Here is a 22,586-nt window from a genome sequence, read left to right as displayed (position 1 = left end):
GCCGCGCCTACAGGAAGCGACCCAGCTGCGGGATCATCTCCAGCGGCTGCTTGGCGTTCAGTGGCTCGCCGATCGCCGTCATCTTCCAGCTGTTGCCGTCGCGGTGCAGCTTCGCCATGACCATGCCCGTGCTCGGCGTGCCGCCGGAGAGCGTATAGCGGGTCAGTTCCGCGCGGGTCGTCTCGTCCACCAGCCGACAGAACGCCGCCTCGACCTGGGCGAAGGTGTGCCCCTCGTACGAGGTGACCACGAAGATGATCGTGGTGACGTGGGCGGGCACCCGGTTCAGGTCGACCATGATCGACTCGTCGTCGCCGTCGCCGGCACCGGTTCGGTTGTCGCCGGTGTGCTGGACGGAGCCGTCCTTGCTGCGCAGCTGGTTGAAGAACGCGATGTCGACCGGCTGGTGGTCGGCGAACAGGATCGCCGAGGCGTCCAGGTCGATCTCGACCTCGCGGTTGCCGAACAGGCCGCGCTTCTTCAGCGGGTCCCAGCCCAGGCCCATGCGGACCAGGCTGAGCGACGAGCCGTCCTGCTTGCGCAGCGAGACCCGCTGCCCCTTGCTGAGGTTGACCGGGCCGCCCGGGCCGCCGACCGGCGCGTCCTGCGGCGGGGTGGCGGGCTGCGGCGGCGCCGGCGGCTGCTGGCCGTACCCGGGCGCGGCCGGCGGCTGCTGACCGTAGCCGGGCGCGGCGGGCGGCTGCTGGCCGTACGCGGGCGCGGCCGGGGGCTGCTGGCCGTAACCGGGGGCGGCCGGGGGCTGCTGGCCGTACGGCGGCGGGTTGTGCTGCGGCGTGTTCTGCCCGTACGCCGGCGTCTCCTGCGGGGGCGCCACGTGCGCCGGCGCGGTCTGCGCGGGCATCGTGTACACCGGCGCGGCGGGCGGCTGCGGCGGCGGCGGGGCCATCGGCACGTTGCTGACCGGCGGGGCGGACTGCGGGGCCGGCGGGGCGGACTGCGGCGCGGGCGGGGCGGACTGCGGGGCCGGGGTGGCGGCGGGCGCCGGCGCGTCGTCGACGGACACGCCGTGGTCGCGGACCAGGTCGGCGAGGCCGCCGGCGTAGCCCTGGCCGACGGCCCGGACCTTCCAGTCGGCGCCGCGCCGGTAGATCTCCAGCGCGATCACCATGCTCTCGGTGTCCAGCCCGGTCACCACGTACTGGATGAGCTCGGTGCCGGCCTGGTCGTACACGTGCGCGACCGGCGGCGCGAACTGCCCGAACCGCTGCCCGGTGCCGTCGACGCTGACCACCACGCGGACCTTGTCGACGTCCGCCGGGATCGCCGCGGTGGACACCGCCGCCTCCCACTTGCCGCCGCCGGTGTCGCGCACCGAGACGCCCGGGCCCTGCGGCTGGTTGTAGAAGACGAAGTCGGCGTCGGAGCGCACCTTGCCGGCCGACGTGACCAGCAGCGCGGACAGGTCGGTGGCAACCCCGACCTCGACCACGACGCGCACGTCGTTGGCGGTCAGTGCGGTGTTCTGGCCCTTCACCAGCATGGTGGCCATGCGTTGGTTCCCCTCTTGTCAGATGTCCGTCAAGGCCGACCGTCGCCGGTCTGCGCCACGTACCACTCGAGAATCTCGTCGCCGGCCGCCGCACCCGCGGATGCCGTGGTCAGGCAGTGCGGCGAGGTGAAGCCGGTGAGGTGCAGCTCCCCGTGCGCCGGCCGGATCGCCGCGTGCGCCGCCCGGAGCATGTCGGCGTCCAGCAGGGAGTCCCCGCCGGCGACGACCCGGTCCGCGCCCAGCCGCTCGGCGGCGTGCGCCACCGCGGCGGCCTTGTCCAGGCCGGTGGGCAGAAGATACAGCTTCCGGCCCTGCAACGAGACCCGCCAGCCGTTGATCCGTCCCCAGTCGGCGGCCTCCTCGGCGAACGCCGACAGCCACGGCTCGCGCTGCTTGACCGTGAGGTAGATGAAGAAGTCCTCCACGGCCCGCACGGCGTCGAAGCCGCGCTGCTCGCGCCAGCGCTGCGCCTCCCGCCACACCGTGTCGAACGACGCGCCGCCGGCGGCGAGCCGCTGCCGCACCCGCCGCTCCCAGGCGGCGTCGGACTCGTCGCCGACGAGCAGCCGGGCGCCGTTGCAGACCACCGCGGACGGCGGGCGCTGCCCGGGCAGCCGCAGCCGCCGGTACTGCTCCACGGACCGGGTCGTCGCGGGGATGACCACCCCGGCGCCGGCCAGGTCCGTCCACTGCCGCACGACCGTGGTGGTCATGTACGCGTACACCCGGTCGCCGTCGACGTCGACCGGCACCAGGTCCTCGTCGGCGGGGCGCACCGGCCCGTGCGACATCGCCTTCTCGGAGAAGATCACGGTGCCGTCGAGGTCCGTGGCGACGACCGTGCTCACGCCAGCTCCTCCGCTGCGCTCCGGGCCGCTCACGCCGTCACCTCCGCTGCGCTCCGGCGCCGCCGCGAGCCAACACTGAACCCATGGTTCGCAGCTCCTCCGCTCCGCTCCGGGCCGCTCACTGGTGGACCGCCTCCTGGGACGCGACCGCCACGGGACGCCTGCCGCGGGGGCGGATCAGGCCGACGCACGCGTACGGCAGGTCCTCGACCTCGTCGACGGGCACGCCGACGTCCTCGGCGAGCAGCAGGATGTGCCCGAGGTCGGCGCGGGCGTCGGGACGGATCAGCACCCGCCACGGGGTGCGGCGCAGCAGCACCCGGGTCGTCTCGCCGACGCCGGGTTTGAGCAGGTTGATGTCGTCGAGCCCGTACTCTTCCGCGAGCCGCACCGCGATGCGCCAGCCGCTCCAGTCGGGGGTGCGGTCCGTCGCGGCGAGGGCCGGCCAGTCGGCGGCGACCCGGTCGGCGACCTCGGCGAACCGGGCCGTGACCGCGTCCAGGAACAGCCCGGACACGTCGCCGGGGGCCAGCTCCCGGTAGAACTTGGCGCCGTGGAACTGGCCGGGGCCGATCAGCCGGTCGTTGAGCACGGTGCGCGACACCAGGCCCGACACCGTCGAGTTGAGACAGGCCGACGGGATCAGGAAGTCGTCGCGGGTACCGAAGACCGTGGTGCAACCGCCGGGGTCGGCGAGCACCGCCAGCTCCGGGTCGAAGACCGGCCCGCCGGCCGCGGCGAGGTCGGTGACCGCCTCGCGCAGCTCGCGGCAGATCGCGCCCTTGCCGGTCCAGCCGTCGACGAACATGACGTGCGCCGGGTCGTGGTGGCCGGCCAGGTAGCGCATCGCCACACCGTCGATGCCCCGGCCACGCACGATCGACACCGCGTAGTGCGGCAGGTCGACGCCGTGCGCGAACCGCGCCCAGCGGCGCATGAGGATGCCGACGGGCGTGCCGGCCCGGGCCAGGGACACCAGCACCGGGGTCCGCCGGGCGGCGACGACCAGCTCGGTGACGACGCCGACGGCGTGCGCGACCCGGGCCGCCGACGCGGCGAGCGCCTGGTGGAACAGCTCCAGGTACTCCGCCGTCGGCTGGTACTCCACCGGCAGCGACTCGGCGTAGTGCCCGGCCTTCGCCTGCATCATCGCCTCGCGCTCCTCCGCCGGCGCCTCGAGCGCGACGTGCGACAGGTCGGTGAGCAGCCAGCTCACCTCGTCCGCGGCGTAGGAGGAGAACTGCGGGCCGTGCAGCGGGGGTGGGACGTTCACCGGGTTCCTTCCTGCGGATCCTGTTCGGCCGGCCGGAGGTCCGGGATGACGACGACCGTGACACCCTTGCAGACTCCGCGCAGCGCCGCCACCAGCCCCCCGGTCTCCCAGAGCGCCGGCGTGTCGCCGGTGCGGTCGACGACCAGCACGATGCGGTCGAAGCCGGCCCCGGCGACGTTGTAGACGAACCGTGGCGTGCCGGTGTCGGTGCCGTCGTGCGCGGGGAACGTCAGCCGGGTCCGGATCGCGTACCCGGGCTCGTCCACGGGCAGCACCGGCGACCTCGTCGTCGAGGAGCACCGCACCTCGCCGGGGTGCAGCCGGGTCAGGGCCCGGGCCAGCAGCAGCGGCGCGTACATCAGCTCCTCGCTGCCGAGCACCAGCACCCGGGCGCCGTCCGGCAGCCCCGCCGCGACCTGCCCGGCGACCTGCCCGACCGTCTCCAGCAGCGCGGGGCGGTGCGCGGCGGCGAACCCGTGCCGCCCGCCCTCCGGCAGGCCGGCGGGCCAGCCGGCGTCGAGCCTGGTCACTGGCGCCCGCGTGGTGGCCGCGGCGGGCCGCGGCACGTCCAGCGACGCGACGAGGTCGGCGCTGCGTTCCAGCACGTCGGCGGGCAGCCGCACCTCCCCGGCGGCGAGGGACACCACGTCGACCCGGGTGCCGAGGGCCTCGCCGAGCGCGGCGAAGCGCGGCCGGTCCGCGGCGGTGCGCAGGTCGAGCAGGGCGGCGAGCACGTACCGCTCCCGGGGGCGCACGGCGTGCAGCGCGCGGATCGTCTCCTCCGCGGTGCGGCCCGTGGTCAGCTCGTCGTCGACGAGGACCAGCGGGCCGTCGCGGTCGAGCCAGCCGGGGTCGGCGGGCAGCAGCAGGTGCTCGGTGGCGTGGCTGTGCGCCTCGTCGAACGTGCCCAGCAGCGGCACGCCCGGCACGGACCGGCGGGTGGAGTGCAGGTAGTCGGCGTCGGCGAAGCTGTCGGCGACGACGTGCCCGAGGCAGGTCGCGGTCTCGGCGAAGCCGACCACCAGCGGCGGCCCGCCGGGGAGCTTGACCTCGTCGAACTCCACGGTGTCCCAGTCGCCGGCGGGCGGGTCCTCGGCGCCCAGGACCGCGGCGGCCCGCAGGCCGAGCAGCCGGCCGGCGGCGTAGATCACGTGCGGGCCGGCCGGCACGTGCTTGCCCAGGACCTGCGACACGACCAGGTGGGCGCGGCGCGGGTTGCGCCGCACGGCGAGGCCGGCGAGGTCCGCCACGCGCCGGCCGGCGGCGCCGGTCCCTGCTCCGGTCCCGGTGCCGGTTTCGGTCCCGGTGCCGGCTCCGGTGTCGGTGCCGGCTGCGGTGCCGGCATCGGCTGCGGTCCCGGCGTCGGTGAGCCGGACGCCGAGCCGTTCGGTGACCCAGGTGCCGGACCAGATCGGTGCGCTGCCGTTCAAGCGACGTGCTCCCTGCTGACCGCGGCGTCGAGGAAGTCCACGAAGCCGAGGCCCTCGGCGGCCACCCCGAAGATCCGGGCGCGGACCAGGGTCCGCTCCGCCCAGGACAGGTGCGGCCGCACCTCGTTCATCTTGTTCATGTACACGCTGCGCAGCACCCCGCCGCCGCCGTCGCCGGCGTAGTCCTCGCAGATCGCCTTGGCGTCGCAGTACTCCTCGTGGCTGACGACGCTGAGCGCGTGCACGGCCGCCGCGTGGCTGGGGTGGATCACCGTCTTGCCGACCATACCGTTGGCCTTGTCGAGCATGATCTCGCGGATCAGGCCGTCGAGGGACTGCCGGACGAGCTTCGTGCGCAGCATCGGGTCGTGGTCCTCGAACGGCGTGACCCGCAGCTGCGGCTTCAGCACCCGCTCGCCGCCGGAGAAGTACTCCCACACCGGGCCCGTCACCTCGTACCCCTTGCCGTCGCGGCGGGCCAGCACGTTGACGATGTCGGTCAGGATCGTGGCCACGACGCTGACGTCCCACGCGGTCAGCTCCGCGGTCCGGCGCAGCGCGTAGATGCTGCTCAGGTCGGTCGCGCCGACCCGCACGGCCAGCACACGGTCACGGTTCTGGTCGAGCATGTCACGCACCGCGAGCAGCGTCGACAGCCGGGTCTCCTGGTAGGCGATCTCCGGCGTCTCGAGGACCGGCATCGCGTACAGGGGCAGGCCGCTGCCGTCGGCGACCTCACGGACCGCCTTCAGCCCGGCCAGGCCGGACGCGTCGGGACGGAACTTCGGCAGCACGAACCCGCTGAGGATCCGCAGGTCGTCGCCGAGCCGGTCGGCGAGCCGGTAGATCTGCTCCGGGTTGCGGACCCGGACGAAGACCAGCGGTCCGCCGGTGTCCATGCGGGCCAGCAGGCGCAGCTGGTCGGCGAGGTTGAGCTCCGCCGCGGGGACCTCGCTGTCGCGGATCGAGTCCTCCAGGCAGCCGACCATGCTCATCACGCCCTCGGCGTGGCAGCGCACGATGTCCTCGGCGAGGCGCGGGCGCACCGCCGGCGAGTACAGGGTCGCGCCGAGCGCCATCGCGAGCGTCTCGGGCGGGCTGTCCTGGGAGAAGGCGGTCGGCAGCTGGTGGAACAGCTCGTCGTCCGACACCCCGACCAGGTGGGAGAAGTAGCGCACTCGGTGTCCTTTCTTCTCGGCCCGGGCGGGTAACGGTGTGCTGGTGCGCCGGCGCGACGCGGTGCGCGCGTGGGTGCCGGGTCCGGCCGGCGGTCGTCTGGGTGAGTCCGTGGTTGCGGCTGGTAGCGCTGCCCCCGGTACGGCACCGCGGGCCGTCCGTCCGGCTGGAGGGCGACCCGCGGCGATGGTACTGAAACGAACAAACATGAACCGGATTCAGGTAAGAATCCGGACTTGCGTCCGGGCGGCACCAGTCAACACGGCAAATGCGAAGCGTCACCGCATCCGCCGGTGAACAGTGTGTTTCAGACGTTGATCCCGAAGTCGCGGGCGATGCCCGCGAGGCCGGACGCGTAGCCCTGGCCGACGGCCCGGAACTTCCACTCGCCGCTGTTGCGGTAGAGCTCGCCGAACACCATCGCGGTCTCGGTCGACGCGTCCTCCGACAGGTCGTAGCGCGCGAGCTCGGCGCCGCTGGCCTGGTCGACGACCCGGATGTAGGCGTTGGACACCTGCCCGAAGGACTGTGCGCGGGTCTCGGCGTCGTAGATCGACACGAGGAAGGCGATCTTGGCCACGTCGGCGCCCTGGGCGGCCAGGTCGACGTTGATCTGCTCGTCGTCGCCCTCGCCCTCACCGGTGGTGTTGTCACCGAGGTGCTTGACGGTGCCGTCCGGCGAGGCCAGGTTGTTGAAGAACACGAAGTGCTGGTCTGAGATTGCCTTGCCCGACTCGCCGCAGACGATCGCGCTGGCGTCCAGGTCGAACTCGGCCCCGGTCGTGGTCCGGACATCCCAGCCGAGACCGACGGTGACGGCCGTCAGACCAGGCGCCTGCTTGGTGAGGCTGACGTTGCCGCCCTTGCTGAGGCTGACTCCCACGAACTCCTCCAACTCGGTATGCGGGGGGACCCCCGCTGCTGCACAGGTGGCCCGGACTGCTCCGGACCGTTACGGGCCGCCGTGAAATGTGCCGACCGTCGCGGAAAGCGTCGCAGATCAGCGGAGCCTCTGACGACAGCAGCGATCGGCTGCACCGGAAATTCATGTCGGAGTGTAGTGCTCCGCCCCAAATCACTGATCGACATCCGGACCCGCCGGCCGCCGCCGCGGCCCGGCCGTCAGGCGGATCGCCGCAGGTCAGCACGGCTGCGCCGGATCCGGCGCCCGGTGCCGCGCGGGCGGGGCGGGGCGGCCGCGACCCCGTTGCTGCGAGTTCGCTGTGAACCGCGCGGGACCCGTCAGGGCGTGGCCTGCTCCGGCGCGGGCGGGTGCTCGTCGCCGGTGTCGGGCTCGGGCGTGCCGGGCCGCCAGCCGCTGGCGTTGAGGCGGCGCAGGCGGCGGACCCGCTCGGTCAGGTCCGCGGTGATCTCGTCGGGGCTCTTGCCCTCGTCCATCGCCGTCGACCGCGCGGTGCGCAGCTCACGGTGCAGCAGCTCGGTGATCCGGTCGGCGGGCGGGTCGGCGGGCGGAGTGGCCATGGCGCCTATGCTCCCAGACCCGCGCCCGGACGGCCTCCCGTCGCGGGCAACGGGGTCCGGCCGGAAGAACCGGCCGGGACCGGCCCGGTGGAACTGCGCATCACGGCGACCTCCGCGCTCGGATCCTGGGGCGTGGTTGCACCGCCCGGAAGCACACTGACGGACGGCACCGGAAGATCGGCGCACCACCCGTTGCGCTTTCGCCTGGCGAACCGTCGCCGTCAGATCAAATATATTGGCGCCCGGCAATGCGGTGCGAGGTGCGCCGGCCGCCCCCGGCCGGGGTCGTCCGTTCCCGGTGACAGCGGGCGGACGGCACCTCCGCGGTGTGCCGGATCGACGCCGGTATCAACCGGAAAGGTGACCCGGCTCGGTCTGATCGACCTCCGATTCGCCGGTTCGTGCCGTTCCCTTCGGTATCTGCGATGCGAGACTGACAGGTGCGTTCAAGAAGGCGATTCGGCGCACCATCCGTGCTCGCGTCCCGCGGCTCGACATTGTTGAAGGGGAATCGTCATGCCTCGACGCAGTCCGACGGCGGCCGACGAGGTCCGCGGCCTGGCCAGGGCCGGGACGCTCGCGGCGACCGTCGCCGACGCCGACGAGCCGCGGCGGCGGCGGCTGACCCGCGGCACCTACTCGGTGGTCTACCCGGTGGTCTACACCGGGCTGACGCAGGGGCTCGAGCGGCGGCGGGGGCACCCGGCGTGCGCCGTCTCGGTGCGGCACCTCGCCGACGACTGTCTCGACCGGTTCCACGACGACGTCGAGGCGGTCGTCCATGACGTGGTACGCCGCGCGACCGCCCCGATCGACAACCTCGACGCCTGGATCTGCGGGCTCATCAACTCCGCGACCGTCAACGGGCACCGGCGCCGCCGCGGCGAGATCGGCGCCCTGCAGCGCCCCCGCGCCCCGAAGTGGCTCGTCGACGGGCTCGGCGGCGACCGCTGGCTGGTCCACCTCGCCGTGCAGATGCTCAACTGGGTCGGCAACCCGGTGACCGCGGGGTCGCAGGTGTGGCCGGTCGACAGCTGGGCCGCGCTGCGCTGCCGGTTCACCGGCGACTGGGACACCGGCTCCGACACCGCCGTGCGCGCCGACATCGAGACCGTCCTGCGGGTCATGCGCGCCAAGCGGGAGTGGTACGAGCGGTACGTCGAGGGCCCCCTCGGCCACAAGCACGTGCCGGTGCCCCGCTTCGCGCCGGAGAGCCCGGGCGGCACCCCGCTCGCCCCGGCGCTGAGCCTGGTCGACGCGGGCGAGCGCGACGACCTGTACATGCGCGAGCTGGCACACCTGGCGATGACCGCGATGCGGACCCGCCTGCTCGCCGGCGAGGACCCGCACACCGTGGTCGCCGAGGTGATCGAGGTCGCGTTCGGTGGCGGCGCCGTGCCGGCCCTGGACGGCCGCCCGCAGCTCAGCGACGCCGAGGGCGAGCACGTCGGGCGGCTCCTGCGCGACCGGGACCGCATCTCCCGCATCGCCGTCGCGGTCCTCGCCATCGTCGAGGACCTGTGACCCCAGCCTCAGCGGCTTCGTCGTCGCCGCCCACCGTCGCCCCGTAACAGTGGTGCCGTCGCCAGCGCCCCTTCAGGCGCCCCGTTCGGGCGCCCTGTCCGGGCGCCCCGTGGCGCGCTCCGGCGGACCGGTCCGTCAGAGAGCGCCGAACCACGGGCCGGCCTGGATAGGAGCGACGACATGCACGACGAGGCGCGTCACACGGCGGCGGCCACGGGCACCGGCACCCCCAGGATCGAGACGCGCATCCGCACCGGCGGCCGGCCCGCCCCGCAGCCCCCGGCGGCCCCGGCCGAGCGGACGTTCGTGCGGTACGAGGCCAGGACACCCGACCCGGACCCGTCGCTGCCGGCGTCGTTCGGGCACGTCACGGCCGGCGGCACGTACGCCACGACGGTCGAGCGGCACGCCGGCGACGGCAGCCGCGTCACCCACGGCCTGGTCACCGCCGACCCGGCCGACTACGGCACCCTGCGCCCGGCGCAGCTGTTCGGCGCCCCGTTCTGGTCGCCGGCCGCCGCCGGGGAGCCGACGACCACCCTGACCCCGTCGCTGGTCCGGGAGTGCGTGCTGGCCCACCCCGGCGGCGCTGCGATGCTGCCGGCGCTGGTGGCGGCGCTGCGCCGGGCCGGCCGGCCCGGCGGGCCCGGGGTCGTGCTGATCGGCGCGGACCTCGCCCGGACCGTCGAGTGGCTGGTCGCCGGGACGCTGCTGCTGCCCCGCGCGGACGCCCTGGCGCTCGGGTTCGCCGTCTTCGCCGACCCGGCCACCGCGGCCGTGCCGGTCGTCGGCGTGCACCCGGACGACGCCCCGGACCTGCTGGCCGCCGCCCACGCGGGGCCACCGGCCGCGGCGCTGCCGGACGGCACCGGGCCGGTGCCGTGGGCCGTGTTCGACCTGGCGACCGGGGCGTGCACCGGCGCCGCGCCGACCCGGCACGCCGCCCGCTGGGCCGAGCTGTTCTTCGAACACGACCCGGGCGAGGTCGTCGAGGCCGTCGACGTCGCCGCGGCGTGCGGGCTGGAGCCGGACGCGGCCACCGACCTCGCGCTGGCCGCCGTCCTGCGCCGCGAGCCGGGCCCGGCGCACGCCCTGGCCGTCGCCGGGTGGCTGCGCACCGGCCCCGAGGACCTGCGCGGCCGGTACGCGACCGGCGTCGCGGCCGCGTTCGCGGTGACGGTGACGGACTGGCCGCTGCCGGTCCTGGAGGAGCTGGACGCCGCCGGCGCGGCCGGGCACCTGCCGGGGCGGGCCGCCGAGGTCCGCCTCGCGCTGCTGCGCGCCGAGACCGAGGCCGCCGCGCTGCGCGCCCGGACCGGCGAGCGGGCACCGGCGCCGCTGCCCGCCGGTGAGTGGAGCGCCGCGGACGCGGCCGCCGCCCGGCGGTTCGTCCTCGCCGCCCTGAACGCCGGGCCGGCACCGGCGGGGTTCGAGGCGCTGCTGCGGGTCGCGTCCCGCCACGGGCTGGACGTCCAGCTGTCCGACCTCGCCGACCGGGGACGCGACCTCGTCGAGCACTGGGCCGACCATCCCGGCGCCGGCTACGACCCGGACCGCTGGCCGTGCGGCGACCGCCTCGCGCACGCCCTCATCGGCGAGCTGACCCGGCGCGTCAAGGCCGTGCCGGGGCGGCGCCGCGACGTCGGCGCCGGCTGGTGGCGGTGGCTGCTGCCGCGGCTGGACTCGCTCGAGGCGCCCCTCGCGGAGGTCGTCCTCGCCGGCGCCGTCCAGCACGGCGAGGACCGCGCCGGCTTCGTGGAGGCGCAGCTGACCGCGGCCGCGCACGACCCGGACCGGTTCACCTGGACCGCGGCGGCACTGTACGGCCTCACCCCGCCGACCGTCGCCGAGCTGCGGCTGGTCAAGCGGCTCGCCCCCGCCGGGGTCGTGCTGCCGCCGGCCGTCCTGGACGGGCTCATCCGCCGGCTCGTCGGCGAGGCGCCGCTGACCGAGGAGGACGTCGAGGTCGGGCACCTGCTCGTCGACGCGGGCCTGGTCCCCCGGCACCGCCTGCTGTTCCAGCTGCTCGCCGACGACCGGGTGCTGCACGCCGTGGTGCGGCGGCTGACCACCGGCCCGGCGGCCGGCGACGGCGCGACGGTCGCGCTGCTGCACGAGCTGGAGGAGCTGCCCACCCGCCTGGTCGGCCTCCGCGCCGACCGGGTCGCCGCTGCCCTGGCCGCCAGCGCCCCGCCGCGGGAGCTGCTCGCGGTGCTGCGCCGGCACCCCGGCGTCGTCGAGCACTACGTCGCGCTGCTGCACGGCCTGCTGCGCAAGCCGGGCGACGAGCGGCACGCGGTCGTCGCGTACCACCTGATGCACAACCTCGACAGCCGCGGCCTGCGGCCGGTGCTGACCGCGCCCGTGCTGCGCTGGGTGACCCGCGCCTCGGGCCGCCAGCTGCACCGGGTCGGCGAGCTCATCGCGGCGTTCGGCCCGGCGTGGTCGGCGTCGTGGGAGGGCTACCTGGAGCACGTGCGCGGGCACCGGCGGATGAGCCGGCTGATCCACCCGTTCGGCGGCCACTGACCGCCCGGCCCGCGCCGACGGCGTTGGCGACGGCCAGGGCGCCCAGCAGGACGACCGACAGCCAGAACCCGACGCCGGTGCCGACCATGTCCCCGGCCGTCTTGCCCTCGGGCAGGCGGCTCTGCGCGGCGACCGCGCCGGCGAGCCGGTCGGTGACGATGAGCTGACCGGCGGCGAGGGCCGCCACGGCGAGCCCGGCGAGCGCGGCGTTCGCCGCCCGGCGGCGCCGCTCGTCGGCGAGGCCGCCGGTGACCGCGAGGATCGCGGCGAGCAGCAGCAGCGTGGCCAGGTGCGGCGGCTGCGGGTCGAGCCGGTCGGGGTGCCGCGGGTCGGGCGGGCGCAGCTGTGCGGCGGGCCGGACGTCCGGGGTGCCGCCGAACGCCAGGTCGAACGCGGTGTACCCGGTCGTCCCGCCACGCTGCGCGCGGCCGTAGCCGTCGAGCGGCTCGCACGAGACGGTGGCGAACGGCAGCGCGAAGCACAGCAGCACCAGCAGCACGACGGCCGGGCTGCGCCACCGCCGCCACCGGCGTCGCGGCGCGGTGCGCGGCGCCGCGTCGATCGGACCGGCGGCCGGCGGCGCGGCGGCCGCGGGCGCGGACGCCGGCGGGGGCGCGGCGAGCAGGGCGCCTTCGGCGACGACGGTCTCGGGGCGTTCGACGGCGACGGGCGCGACACCGAGCCGGGTGTGCAGCAGGCCCGCCAGGACCGGCAGCCGGCTGCCGCCGCCGACGAGGAGCACGCCGCCGATGCCGCCGCTGGAGCGGGCGAGGTCCTCGGCGAGGTCGGCGACGGGCGCGAGCAGCGGCGCGGCGACCGACACGAGCTCGTCGCGGGTCAGGTGCGTCCCGGCCGGGCAGCCCGGCACGTGGACGGGCGCGACGGCGATCCGGGACAGGCTCTCCTTCGCGGCCCTGACCTCCTGCCACAGCAGCAGCCGGTCCCGGCGGTCGGCGGCGGTGACCGGGGCGTCGAGACGGTGCCACGCCTCGGGCGCGGCGGCGGACACCACGCCGCCGAGGACACCGACGAGCGCCGCGTCGACGTCGAGGCCGCCGACGTCGAGGCCGCCCTGCGCGACCACCGTGCCGTCGCGGACCACGGCCAGGTCGGTGGTGCCGGCGCCGGCGTCGACGACGAGCAGCGCCGCGCCGGGCGGCAGGGCCCCGGCGGGTCCGGCGGCGGCGTACGCGGCGGCGGCGACCGGCTCGCTCACCAGGTCGACCGGGCCGAGCCCGGCCCGCGTGGCCGCGTCGAGCAGCACCTGCCGCCGCGGCGCCCCCCACCCGGCGGGCACCGTCAGCACCACGGCCGTCCCACCGGCCGTCCCACCGGCCGTCCCACCGGCCGTCCCACCAGCCGTCCCACCGGCCGTCCCACCGGCACGGCCGCCGCCGGCAGGACCGCGGGTTGCACCACCGGCCGTATCACCGGCCGAACCAGCGGCCGAACCAGCGGCCGGGCCGGCGGTGGCCGGGTCCACGGCGGCGGGGCGCAGGCCGGCCCGTTCGGCGACCGCGCTCAGCACCGCGGCGAGCGCGTCGGCCACGGCGACGCCGTGCGCGCCGAGCAGGACGGTGCCGTCGTCGACGCGGCGCTTCGGGTTGGGCTCGTAGGCGGCCGGGTCGGCACGGGCGAGGCGCTCCGCGTCCAGGCCCGCGACCAGGGCGCCGCCGGGTGCGGCGTACACCGCGGACGGCAGCTGCTCCCGCCCGTCGAACAGCACCGGCCGGACCCTGCCGTCCCCGCCCCGCAGCACGGCGACCGTGTTGGAGGTGCCGAGGTCGATGGCGAGCCGGTCCACGGGCGCAGCGTAACCCCTGCCCGGATCGACCGCCTCGACTGCGCGAGACGGCCGCCGCCACGGTCCGCGCCGCCGCCACGGTCCGCGCCGCCGCCGCGGGCGACCGCCGGACGGTGTCACACGGCGGCGGCCAGTCGGGCGGCGACCTCGTCCGGGTGGGGGCGGGCGGCGATGCTCGCCCGGAACCTCGCCGCCGACGTGCGCAGGCCGTAGTCGGACAGCAGCCGGTGCAGCTGGTCCGCGCTGATCGCCGCCGCCGACACCGCCCACCCGGCCCCCGAGCGCTCCACCACCGTGGCGTTGTGCCGGCGGTCGCCGGGGCCGGGGACGACGAGCTGCGGCACGCCGGCGGCGAGGGCGCCGAGGACGGTGCCGGCGCCGCCGTGGTGCACGACGGCGTCGAGGGTCGGCATGAGCGCGTCGAGCGGCACCCAGCCGGCGGTCGACACGTTCGGGGCAGCCGGTCCGGCAGGCCCCGCTCCGGGCGGACGAGCAGGATGTCGGCGTCGACGTCGGCGGCGACCGCGACGACCGCGCGCATGATCCCGCCGCTGCCGGGGCCGGCGACGGTGCTGCGGGACACCGCGATGCGGGGCCGGCCCGGCCGGGCCGGGAACGCCGCCGGCGGCTCCGCCGCGGGGCCGGGCAGGTGCCGCATCGGCAGGCCGGGGCGCTCCCCGACGAGCTCCGGCGGCGCGAGCTGGACGGCGGCGACCGGGTCGGGCAGCGTGTCGACGCGGTGGCGGCGCAGCGCCGGCCCGGCGGTCACGGCGGCGAGGACGGCGCCGTCGAAGAGGTTGTTCTCGTGGCGGACGGCGGGGATGCCGCGCCGGGCGGCGGCGACCGCACCGGCGACCGCGAGGGGCTCGTACACGACGAGGTCGGGGCGGAACCGGTCGGTGAGCGCGGCCACGCCGTCGACGAGCCGCGCGTTGACGGCGCCGAACAGCAGCGCGACGCCGCGGGTGCCGCCGGTGCCGGCGAGCTCGGCGCGGGCGACGAGCGGGTGGCGCAGCATCATCCGCCGCGCGACCCGGGCGAAGGAGAAGCCGGGGGCGACGTCGGCGGTCGGCAGCTTCCTGGTCCGCCCGGCCGTGAGGGCGTCGGCGGCGGTGCCGATGAGGACCTCGTGCCCGGCCCGCCGCAGCGCCTCGGCGAGCGGGACGAGCGGCAGGACGTGGCCCAGCAGCGGCGCGGACACGAACAGCACACGCATGGGACCGACCCTAGTCGATCTCGGTGAGCGGCTCCCGGTTGGCGTGCAGCGCCTCTTCCAGCTGGTCCTCCAGCACGATGATGCGGCACGCCGCCTCGAGCGGGGTGCCGCGGTCGCACAGCTCGCGGGCCCGGATCGCGAGCCGCAGCTGATGCTTGGAATACCGCCGGTGCCCGCCGGGCGAGCGCAGCGGGGTGATGAGCTTCAGCTCCCCGAGCCGGCGGAGGAAGTCGTGCGAGACACCGATGATCGCCGCCGCGCGGCCCATGGTGTACGCGGGAAAGTCGTCGTCGTCCAGCTGCTGTTCGGCCTGCGCCACGTCACCTCCGGGTCGAGGGCCCCGGCGCTCGTGCACCGGGGCCCAGGGTTTTGGGTCTAACACCATCTACCGGCACGTGTGCCGGATTGTCATACCGCGTCCGCAGCGCCGTTCGGCGCCGGGTGCGGGGATCGCATCAGCCAGACCGGAGACCACCTCTCGTGCGATGGGACCTGCGGTGCTCGCCCGACCAAGGTCGACGGCGGGCGATCCAACGGTGTGAAAGCCCTCCCCTTCCTCTCGTCGTCCTGCACTTGCCGAAACGAACGGAGTCGCAGCCAATCGCGCGGCTCTGTCCCTTCGCCCACGGACGGGGCGGCAGCGTCAGCGTGTGTACGCGTCTCTCTCTTGACTCCTGAAACGCTACCTCGACCGATCACGAAAATCTAGGTTCGCCGCACGAGATTTCCTTGGTTCACCCGATGTGGTTCGCGGACGGCGTACACCTGCCGCGGCCACCCTGCCCTACGGTCGGCACATGACCGCAGTCCGTGACGTCACCGGCCGCCTCGCCACCTGGCTGCGGCGGCTCATGCCCGACGGCGACCGGCAGGCCGCGCTCATGACCGAGCTGGCGGCGTTCCGCGACGACGACCGGCCGGTGACCGCCGAGCTGTGCGCGCGGGTCGAGGCCGCCGCCTGGCGGGTGTCGCGGCACGTGGCGCTGATCTTCGAACCGGACGGCACCGGCGCGCCGGACACCGAGGCGCGGCAGTGGCCGCGGCAGGACCCGGCGGCGGTGCGGGCCCGCGCGGGGTCGGTGTCGCAGGCGCGGCGCCTGCCCGACGGCACCGCCCTCATCCGCGTCGACGGGCTGGACGAGGCGGGCCTGGCCGCGCCGTACGTCGATGCCGCGTTCACCCTCGCCCGGGGCGCCCGGCGGCTCGTGCTGGACCTGCGCGCCAACGGCGGCGGCGACCCGGCGACGGTCGCGCTCATCGCCGGGTGGCTGCTCGGCGACGAGGCCGTGCGGCTGTCGGAGGTCGTCGACCGGGACGGCCGCCGGCAGTGGTGGACGGCGGACCGGCCACCGGGCAGCGCGCTGACGCTGGACACCACCGTGCTCGTCGGGCCCGGCACGTTCTCCTCAGGGGAGGCCCTGGCGTACCACCTGCGGGCCCGTGACCGGGTCCTCGTGGTCGGCGAGGCGACGCCCGGCGCGGCGGACCACGTGCTGCCGGTCCGCCTGGCGCCGACCGTCCTGGCGCACGTGCCGCGGGCGTACGTGGTGGACGCCGTGACCGGGACGAACTGGGAGGGCACCGGCGTGGTGCCCCACCGGGTCGTCCCGGTCGACCAGGCGCTGGACGCGGCCCTGTCCGGCAGCTTCCCGGGCTAGGCCGCGCGGTAGGCCTCACCGGCGGGGGTCGGCGTCGTGCCGTCCTTGTACAGCCCGTACGGCAGCGAGTCGCCGACCGCGGGCAGCGAGAACCACGCGTACCGCTCGATCCACGTGGTGGCCTGCAGCTGGGTGGTCGTCGCGGTGATGAACGCGGTGATCTGCGCCGTGGTCGGGTACTTCGGCGTGCCGGTGAAGTTCATCAGGCCGTACTCGGTGACCCAGATCGGCAGGTTGTACCGGTCGTGCACGGCCTTGAGGTAGCCGGCGAACTGCCCGGCCGCGGCGGCGCTGAAGTCGGAGCCGTACCAGTGCAGGGTGATGAAGTCGACCCGCCGGCCCTGCTGCCGGGCGCCGGTCATGAACCGGTCGAGCCAGCCGCCGGGGGTGTTGCCGCCGTACGCGACGGCCGGGCTGCCCAGGCGCATGCCGGTCGACTCCAGCCGCGGCCACAGGCTCAGCGCCTGCTCGACGCTCATGTCGGCCTGCCCGGCGAGGTCCGGCTCGTTGAAGCCGAGCAGCACGGTGCCCTCGCTCTTCGCCTTGGCCAGGGTCGCGTCGGTGACGTTGGCGGCGCCCCAGATCATCGGCACGAACTCCGCGGCGGCGGGCATGCTGTCGTTGCTGGGCGACCAGTTGTAGTACCAGCCGGCGCCGACGTTCGTGACGGCGGCGGACAGGCCGGGGAACTGCCAGGTGCTGACGCCCTTCTTCTTCGCGGCGGGCGGCCCGGTCGGGCTCGCCGGGCCGCTGGTCGGGCCGCTGGTCGGGCCGCTGGTGGGGGTGGCCGCCCCGGGCAGCTTCCAGGCCTGGTTGGCGCCGCCGGTGCAGGCCCAGATCTGCAGCCGGGTGCCGTCGGCGGAGCTGTTGCCGGACGCGTCGAGGCACTTGCCGGAGTTCGGGTTGATCAGCCGGCCGGCGCTCGCGGTCCACTGCTGGGCGCCGGTGCCGTTGCAGGCGTACAGCTGGACCTTCGCCCCGTCGGCGGTGGACGCGGCGGCGACGTCGAGGCACTTGCCGAGGGCGCGGAGGCTGCCGTCGGACTCGACGGTCCACTGCTGCGCGCCGGTGCCGTTGCAGGTGTACAGCTGGACCGCGGTGCCGTTGGCGGAGTTCGCGCCGGCGACGTCGACGCACTTGGCGGCGATGCCGGTGATCGGGCCGGCGGTGGCGGCGGTGGCGTTGGTGAGCCCGAGCACGCCGAGTGCGGCGACCACGGCGACCGACACTGCGATCGCGAGGGTCCGGCGGCGGGGGCGCCTGCGGGCAGGCCGGTGGGCGGGCGGGTCGTACGTCATGCGCTCAAGCTCGCCGATGCGCCACGCGGTCGCAACCTCGCTGCGGCGACTTCATCAAAGTCTAAGACAAACTTGAGAGAGCGCTCTCCGGCCCTGCTTCCAGCGCGGTGCCGGTGCCGCCGGAGCTGCTCCGGCGGCACCGGCACCCCCACCCCCGTCGGTCAGCGGCGCGGCAGCTGGCGCGGCACCTGCGGGATGCGCGGCTGCACCAGCGGCGCACCCGCCGCGGCCAGGTCACCCTGCACGGTCCGCAGCGACTTCTTCGGGTTGTACGCGGCGTCCCACAAGCAGCCGGCACCCTCGGGCGGGTTCTTGAACCAGGTCGGGATCCACGAGTACTTGTCGGTGAAGCCCCACACCGTGAACGACAGGCAGTGCCGGTTGAGCAGGCAGGCCTGCAGCAGCACGTGGTAGTTGTACGCCGCCGCCTGGTCCCGGGCGTTGACGTCGGCGCTGTTGGCGGCCAGGGCCGGGTCGTCGGCGTTCTTCAGCAGGCTCCGCGCGTCGACCTCGGTGAGGGCGACCGCCAGGCCCAGGTCGGTGAAGCGCTGCATCGCGTCGGCGACCTGGAAGACGTCGTAGTTGCCGTACTGGGTGGCCAGGTGCCCCTGGCTGCCGACACCGTCGATCGGCACCCCGTCGGCCCGCAGCCGCTTGACCATGTCGTAGACGAACTGGGTCTTGTCGCCCGGGCCGCCGTCGCCGAACGCCTCGATGTTGTAGTCGTTGTAGAACAGCAGCGCCTTCGGGTCGGCGGCGCGGGCGGTGCGGAACGCCTCGGCGAGGTAGTCGGGGCCGAGCAGGTCGGCGAACTGCTGCTTGAACGACCCGGCGTTGCCGCCGAGGTGGATCGCGCTCGGCGTCTCCCACGGGTCGCTGACGGCCTCGTTGACCACGTCCCACTGCCAGATGCGGCCCTTGAAGTGGGTCACGACGGCGGTGATGTGCTGCTTGAGCAGCGCCCGCAGCTTCGGGCCGTCGATCGAGCCGTCCTGGATGCCGGCGGTGACCCACGCCGGCAGCTGGCTGTGCCAGGCCAGCACGTGGCCGCGCACCAGCTGCCGGTTGCGCACGGCGGCGTCGACCAGCGCGTCGGCCGGCCCCCAGTTGTACGTGCCGCGGGTCGGCTCGAGGCTCTCCCACTTCATCGCGTTCTCGGCGGTGACGGTGGAGAACTGCGTGTCGACCGTCCGCTTGTACGCCGGGTCGCTGGCGTCGCCGTACGCGGCGGGGTCGACGGCGGTGCCGAAGTACAGGCCGTGCCGGGCGGCGAGCGCCCGCAGGGTCTGCTCCTGCGGCTTCGGCGGCCGCGCGTCGTGCGCGGACGCGGCCACGGTGCTGAGCGACGCCACGGCCACGACGGCCAGGACGCTCGCGTTGACCAGTCTGGTGAATCTCATCCGTGCTCCAGTTCTGTGCCGCGTCAGGGGGTGCGGCAGGTGGTGGCGGGTGCGGAGAAGTTGCCGTTGCTGACCATGACCGTGAACCCGAACGTGGTGCTGCCTCCGACGGGGAGGCTGCCGTTGCCGTCGGGGCGCATCGTCATGACGTTGCCGCTGGGGTCCCAGCTGGGGCTGCCGTTCCAGGTGGCGGAGACCCGCTGCCCGGAGCCGACGGTGACGGTGGCGGTCCAGCTGGTGATGGCGGTGCTGCCGGCGCGGATCGTGACCTGGCCGTTGAACCGGTCACCCCGGCGCTGGGTCTGCGCGTAGGTGGCGGTGCAGGTGCTGGTGCCACCGCCGGGCGGCGGGGTCGTCCCACCGCCCGGCGGCGGGGTCGTGGTGCCGTCCGGGGCGACCGCGCGCCCGGTGGCGGTGGAGATCATGCCGGGGCACAGGCCGCGCCCGGCGAGGTCCGCGACGATCCGCGGGATCGCGTCGATCGTCGTGCGGTAGCCGTCGTGCATGAGCATCACGTCGCCGGCCTGCAGGTGCGACGCGGCCCGCACGATCTGGGCGGTGCTGGCGCCGTTCCAGTCCTGCGAGTCGACGCTCCACAGCACCTCGGTGAGGCCGAACCGGGCCGCCACGCCGCGCAGGGTGGCGTTGGTCTCGCCGTACGGCGGCCGGAACAGCTTCGGCGCGGTGCCGGTCGCCTGCTGGATGGCCTGCTGGGTCCGCGAGATCTCCGAGCTCATCTGGGCGCTGCCGAGCTCGGTCAGGTGGGCGTGCGTCCAGCTGTGGTTGCCGGTCCACATGCCGGCGGCCTGCTGTGCGCGCACCAGCGACGGATCGGCCCGCGCCCGCCGGCCGATGTTGAAGAAGGTGGCGCGGGCACCGGCGGCCAGCAGGGCGGACAGCAGCGCGCCGGTGGTGGCCGGGTCGGGGCCGTCGTCGAAGGTCAGGCCGACGTGGCCGGCGGAGCAGTTCGCCGCGTGCGACGGGGTGTCGTTCATCGCGACGGCCGGGACCGGGACGAGCGCGCGGCGGCGATAGCGGCGAGGGGTCGGTGCACGTGCTTCACGAGCCCTCCTGGGTGGGACGGCGGCGGGGGTGCAATGTTGATAACCGCCGATTCCGGGCCCGGGAATCCTTTTCGGAAGCTTTCGAAAGGCCTTGACAGTTATGCGGCGCCCGGCGGCGTGGTCGCGGGCGCTATGCGGCGTCGGCGATGTGCTCGTCGATGAGGGCGATGAGGTCGGTCCAGTCCTCGACGAGCTGCGCCTGGTCGATGCGGGCGAGGCGGCGCTGCGCGGCCCTTCCGGCGGTGGCGTCGTCGAGGTGCCGGCGCAGGACGTCGTCGACCTGGTCGATGGTGGAGTGCTCGCCGAGCATGTCGTCGGCGTCGTCCAGGTCCAGGAACACGACGAGTTGGGCGCACAGGTCGCGGCAGCGGCACACGAAGCTCGGCAGCCACCGCTGCGGCGGCCCGCTCAGGTGCTCGACGAGCAGCTCCAGGTCGAAGCGCCGCTCGTCGGCGCCGTCGTTGCGCACCAGCCACGGCGGGGTCGCCACGAGCCGGTCGGCGGTGTCCCGGGCCGCGTGCCGGGCCAGGGCGAGGGTGTCGGCGAAGACCAGCAGCCGCCCGTCGGCGTCGGCGGGGAACACGTGCTCGACGACGCCGTAGCCGCCGTGCAGCTGCCCGCGCAGCGTCACGCCCCGCCGCCGCGGGGTGGCGAGCTCCAGCAGCTCGACGTTGCCGAGCAGGGTCCCGTCGGGCTGCGGCACCGGCCGCCCGCCGCTCCAGGGCGCCGGCGGCTGCCCGTGCCATGGCGGCGGCTGCTGCGGTACGTGCACCCACGGCTGCTGCGGCGCGGGCCACGGCTGCTGGGGCGGCGGCCGCAGCGGTGCTCCCGCGGCGGGCTGCCGTGGTGCTCCGGCGGCGGGCTGCCGCGGTGCTCCGGCGGCGGGCTGCCGCGGTGCTCCGGCGGCGGGCTGCCGCGGCGCTCCGGCAACGGGCGGCCAGCCGGGCCCCTGCGGCGGGGTCCGCGGCGCGGGTGGCGGGGCGGGCATGGTGCCCGCAGTGTCGCCGCCGCCGGAGATGGGCACCGGGCCGGTCCATCCGGTCGGCGGCTGCCCGTAGGCCGGCGACATCGGCGGGTTCGCCGGCGATCCGGGCGGGGCCGCCGGCGATCCCGGTGCGGCGTAGGGACCGGCGGGCACCGGCGGGCCTGCGGGCACCGGCGGCGGGCCTGCGGGCACCGGTGGCGGGGCGGTGGACGGCAGGCCGGTCACCATGGGGTCGATGCTGCCGGCGGCCACCACCAGCTCCGGCTGGTCGATGATCGTCGGGGCGACGCCGAGGGCGCGGTGCAGCATGGTGGCGACGAGCGGCATGCGGCTGGCGCCGCCGACGAGGATGACGGCGCCGAGGGGGCGCAGCGGCACGGGGCATTCGGCGAGGGCGGCGGCGACGGCGGCGACGGTCCGCTGGATGAGCGGCGCGGCGAGCTGCTCCAGCTCCTCCCGGGTGACGATCTGGTCGGTGTCCAGCAGCGGCAGGTAGATCAGCGCCGAACTGGTCCGCGACAGCATCTCCTTGGCGTTGCGCACGTCGTCCCACAGCTGCCGGCGGGCGGCCCGGTCGGCGACCGTGGCGGGGTTGTCCAGCCGCGCCCACAGCTCGGGTGCGCCGCTGCGCCGGCGCAGCAGGTCGACCACGGCCGCGTCGACGTCCTGGCCGCCGGTCTCGTCGAGCCCGGCGCTGCACAGCACCTCCATCCGGCCCGCGACCCCGTCGGGCGCGTGCCGCACGACGGCGACGTCGAAGGTGCCGGCGCCCAGGTCGTACACGAGAAGGTCGGCGGGGCCCGGACCGTGCCGGCGCAGATGGAACGCCGCGGCCGCGACCGGCTCGGGCACCAGCCGCACCGGCCCGTCCAGCCCTGCGGCCGCGGCCGCGCGCAGGAGGGTGGCGCGGCGGCCGGGCCCCCACGCGGCGGGGTGGCAGATGGTGGCCCCGGTGACCGCGGTCCCGCCGACGCGCCGCGCCTCGGTCACGACCCGCCGCAGCAACGCCCCGAGCAGCGCCTCGACCCGTACCTCCGCGCCGAGCAGCACCGTGCCGTCGTCGATGCGCCGTTTCGGGTTGCCCTCGAACCGTTCGGGCCGCGCCCGGGCCGCGTGCACGGCGTCCCGCCCGACGAGCAGCTCACCGTTGTCGTCGGCGTACACCGCGGACGGCAGCAGCGGCGCCCCGTCGAACAGGACCGGCTCGGGCGGCGCGCCGCCGCGGCGCAGGAACGCCACGGTGCTGGACGTGCCGAGGTCGACGCCGAGCTCCACGCTGACCCCGCCCTCTCCCCGATCCGTCCGACCATCGAAGTCGCGCATCAGGGGCGTGTCAAGCCCGGTCCGCTCCTCGCCGGGCGGGTTCCGCCGCCCGGGTGGCGGGCCCGC

Annotated in this window: 17 protein-coding genes and 1 pseudogene; 3 read left to right on the top strand and 15 right to left on the bottom strand. The window is 75.5% G+C overall.

The features are described 5' to 3' along the window. Window positions 1-7: 7 nt before the first annotated feature. The 7 genes from OP18_RS60560 to OP18_RS15300 all read right to left on the bottom strand — a co-directional run bounded on the left by OP18_RS60560 (window position 8) and on the right by OP18_RS15300 (window position 7,719). Window positions 8-1,510, bottom strand: a complete 1,503-nt coding sequence (locus OP18_RS60560) for a TerD family protein (protein WP_033359531.1) — start codon at window positions 1,508-1,510, stop codon at window positions 8-10. A gap of 29 nt (window positions 1,511-1,539) precedes the next feature. Beyond that, window positions 1,540-2,358, bottom strand: a complete 819-nt coding sequence (locus tag OP18_RS15325; RefSeq protein ID WP_033359530.1) for an HAD family hydrolase — start codon at window positions 2,356-2,358, stop codon at window positions 1,540-1,542. A gap of 118 nt (window positions 2,359-2,476) precedes the next feature. After that, complete coding sequence (locus OP18_RS59630; RefSeq protein ID WP_052386761.1) at window positions 2,477-3,631, bottom strand: cysteine protease StiP family protein; 1,155 nt, start codon at window positions 3,629-3,631, stop codon at window positions 2,477-2,479. Further along, window positions 3,628-5,061: a phosphoribosyltransferase family protein gene (locus tag OP18_RS59625; RefSeq protein WP_052386760.1), complete on the bottom strand. Its 1,434-nt coding sequence runs from the start codon at window positions 5,059-5,061 to the stop codon at window positions 3,628-3,630. Before OP18_RS59625 ends, OP18_RS59630 begins: the two co-directional genes overlap by 4 nt. After that, window positions 5,058-6,239, bottom strand: coding sequence for an HpcH/HpaI aldolase/citrate lyase family protein (locus OP18_RS15310; protein ID WP_033359529.1), 1,182 nt, complete (start codon window positions 6,237-6,239; stop codon window positions 5,058-5,060). Before OP18_RS15310 ends, OP18_RS59625 begins: the two co-directional genes overlap by 4 nt. A gap of 305 nt (window positions 6,240-6,544) precedes the next feature. Next, on the bottom strand, window positions 6,545-7,120 hold the full coding sequence (locus OP18_RS15305) for a TerD family protein (protein WP_033359646.1): 576 nt from the start codon (window positions 7,118-7,120) through the stop codon (window positions 6,545-6,547). A 359-nt stretch (window positions 7,121-7,479) separates the two neighbouring features. Continuing rightward, a complete protein-coding gene (locus OP18_RS15300) occupies window positions 7,480-7,719 on the bottom strand; it encodes a hypothetical protein (protein WP_033359528.1) in 240 nt (79 codons plus the stop codon). Between the two features lie 516 nt (window positions 7,720-8,235). Between OP18_RS15300 and OP18_RS15295 the strand changes: the two genes are divergently transcribed. Both OP18_RS15295 and OP18_RS15290 read left to right on the top strand, forming a co-directional pair. After that, window positions 8,236-9,243, top strand: a complete 1,008-nt coding sequence (locus OP18_RS15295) for a hypothetical protein (RefSeq protein ID WP_033359527.1) — start codon at window positions 8,236-8,238, stop codon at window positions 9,241-9,243. Window positions 9,244-9,423: 180 nt separating this feature from the next. Then, window positions 9,424-11,772 (top strand): GTPase-associated protein 1-related protein, encoded by a 2,349-nt coding sequence (locus tag OP18_RS15290; RefSeq protein WP_033359526.1) that lies wholly within the window; start codon window positions 9,424-9,426, stop codon window positions 11,770-11,772. Here the strand turns inward: OP18_RS15290 and OP18_RS52530 are convergent. From OP18_RS52530 to OP18_RS15275, 4 genes and pseudogenes are all read right to left on the bottom strand, one after another. Further along, entirely contained in the window at window positions 11,663-13,576 is a 1,914-nt protein-coding gene (locus OP18_RS52530; RefSeq protein WP_052386759.1) for an Hsp70 family protein, read from the bottom strand. The genes OP18_RS15290 and OP18_RS52530 overlap by 110 nt on opposite strands. A 116-nt stretch (window positions 13,577-13,692) precedes the next feature. Continuing rightward, on the bottom strand, window positions 13,693-14,025 hold the full coding sequence (locus OP18_RS59620) for a glycosyltransferase (RefSeq protein WP_245635387.1): 333 nt from the start codon (window positions 14,023-14,025) through the stop codon (window positions 13,693-13,695). Between the two features lie 410 nt (window positions 14,026-14,435). Further along, window positions 14,436-14,792: pseudogene (locus OP18_RS62545) on the bottom strand (glycosyltransferase); the annotation flags it as partial. Window positions 14,793-14,802: 10 nt separating this feature from the next. Next, entirely contained in the window at window positions 14,803-15,060 is a 258-nt protein-coding gene (locus OP18_RS15275; protein ID WP_389250496.1) for a helix-turn-helix domain-containing protein, read from the bottom strand. Window positions 15,061-15,589: 529 nt separating this feature from the next. Here OP18_RS15275 and OP18_RS52525 point away from each other — a divergent pair. Then, window positions 15,590-16,450, top strand: a complete 861-nt coding sequence (locus OP18_RS52525; RefSeq protein WP_052386758.1) for a S41 family peptidase — start codon at window positions 15,590-15,592, stop codon at window positions 16,448-16,450. Here the strand turns inward: OP18_RS52525 and OP18_RS15265 are convergent. From OP18_RS15265 to OP18_RS52520, 4 genes are all read right to left on the bottom strand, one after another. Then, window positions 16,447-17,748, bottom strand: a complete 1,302-nt coding sequence (locus OP18_RS15265) for a glycosyl hydrolase (protein WP_033359524.1) — start codon at window positions 17,746-17,748, stop codon at window positions 16,447-16,449. The genes OP18_RS52525 and OP18_RS15265 overlap by 4 nt on opposite strands. 161 nt (window positions 17,749-17,909) lie before the next feature. Then, a complete protein-coding gene (locus OP18_RS15260) occupies window positions 17,910-19,148 on the bottom strand; it encodes an endo-1,4-beta-xylanase (protein WP_033359523.1) in 1,239 nt (412 codons plus the stop codon). A 23-nt stretch (window positions 19,149-19,171) separates the two neighbouring features. After that, entirely contained in the window at window positions 19,172-20,143 is a 972-nt protein-coding gene (locus OP18_RS15255) for a polysaccharide deacetylase family protein (RefSeq protein ID WP_052386757.1), read from the bottom strand. A 199-nt stretch (window positions 20,144-20,342) separates the two neighbouring features. After that, window positions 20,343-22,472, bottom strand: a complete 2,130-nt coding sequence (locus OP18_RS52520; protein WP_052386756.1) for an Hsp70 family protein — start codon at window positions 22,470-22,472, stop codon at window positions 20,343-20,345. Window positions 22,473-22,586 lie beyond the last annotated feature (114 nt).

The organism is Dactylosporangium aurantiacum (assembly GCF_000716715.1).
Lineage (GTDB): Bacteria > Actinomycetota > Actinomycetes > Mycobacteriales > Micromonosporaceae > Dactylosporangium > Dactylosporangium aurantiacum.
Note: the sequence above shows the minus strand (reverse complement) of the source record. Positions and strands in the feature narration are given on the sequence as shown.

What these genes read in the sequence shown, in the direction of transcription:
- OP18_RS60560 (WP_033359531.1), bottom strand. Translation starts at nt 1,510, where the DNA reads ATGGCCACCATGCTGGTGAAGGGCCAGAACACCGCACTGACCGCCAAC.
- OP18_RS15300 (WP_033359528.1), bottom strand. Translation starts at nt 7,719, where the DNA reads ATGGCCACTCCGCCCGCCGACCCGCCCGCCGACCGGATCACCGAGCTG.
- OP18_RS15295 (WP_033359527.1), top strand. Translation starts at nt 8,236, where the DNA reads ATGCCTCGACGCAGTCCGACGGCGGCCGACGAGGTCCGCGGCCTGGCC.
- OP18_RS15290 (WP_033359526.1), top strand. Translation starts at nt 9,424, where the DNA reads ATGCACGACGAGGCGCGTCACACGGCGGCGGCCACGGGCACCGGCACC.
- OP18_RS15275 (WP_389250496.1), bottom strand. Translation starts at nt 15,060, where the DNA reads ATGGGCCGCGCGGCGGCGATCATCGGTGTCTCGCACGACTTCCTCCGC.
- OP18_RS52525 (WP_052386758.1), top strand. Translation starts at nt 15,590, where the DNA reads ATGACCGCAGTCCGTGACGTCACCGGCCGCCTCGCCACCTGGCTGCGG.
- OP18_RS15265 (WP_033359524.1), bottom strand. Translation starts at nt 17,748, where the DNA reads ATGACGTACGACCCGCCCGCCCACCGGCCTGCCCGCAGGCGCCCCCGC.
- OP18_RS15260 (WP_033359523.1), bottom strand. Translation starts at nt 19,148, where the DNA reads ATGAGATTCACCAGACTGGTCAACGCGAGCGTCCTGGCCGTCGTGGCC.
- OP18_RS15255 (WP_052386757.1), bottom strand. Translation starts at nt 20,143, where the DNA reads ATGAACGACACCCCGTCGCACGCGGCGAACTGCTCCGCCGGCCACGTC.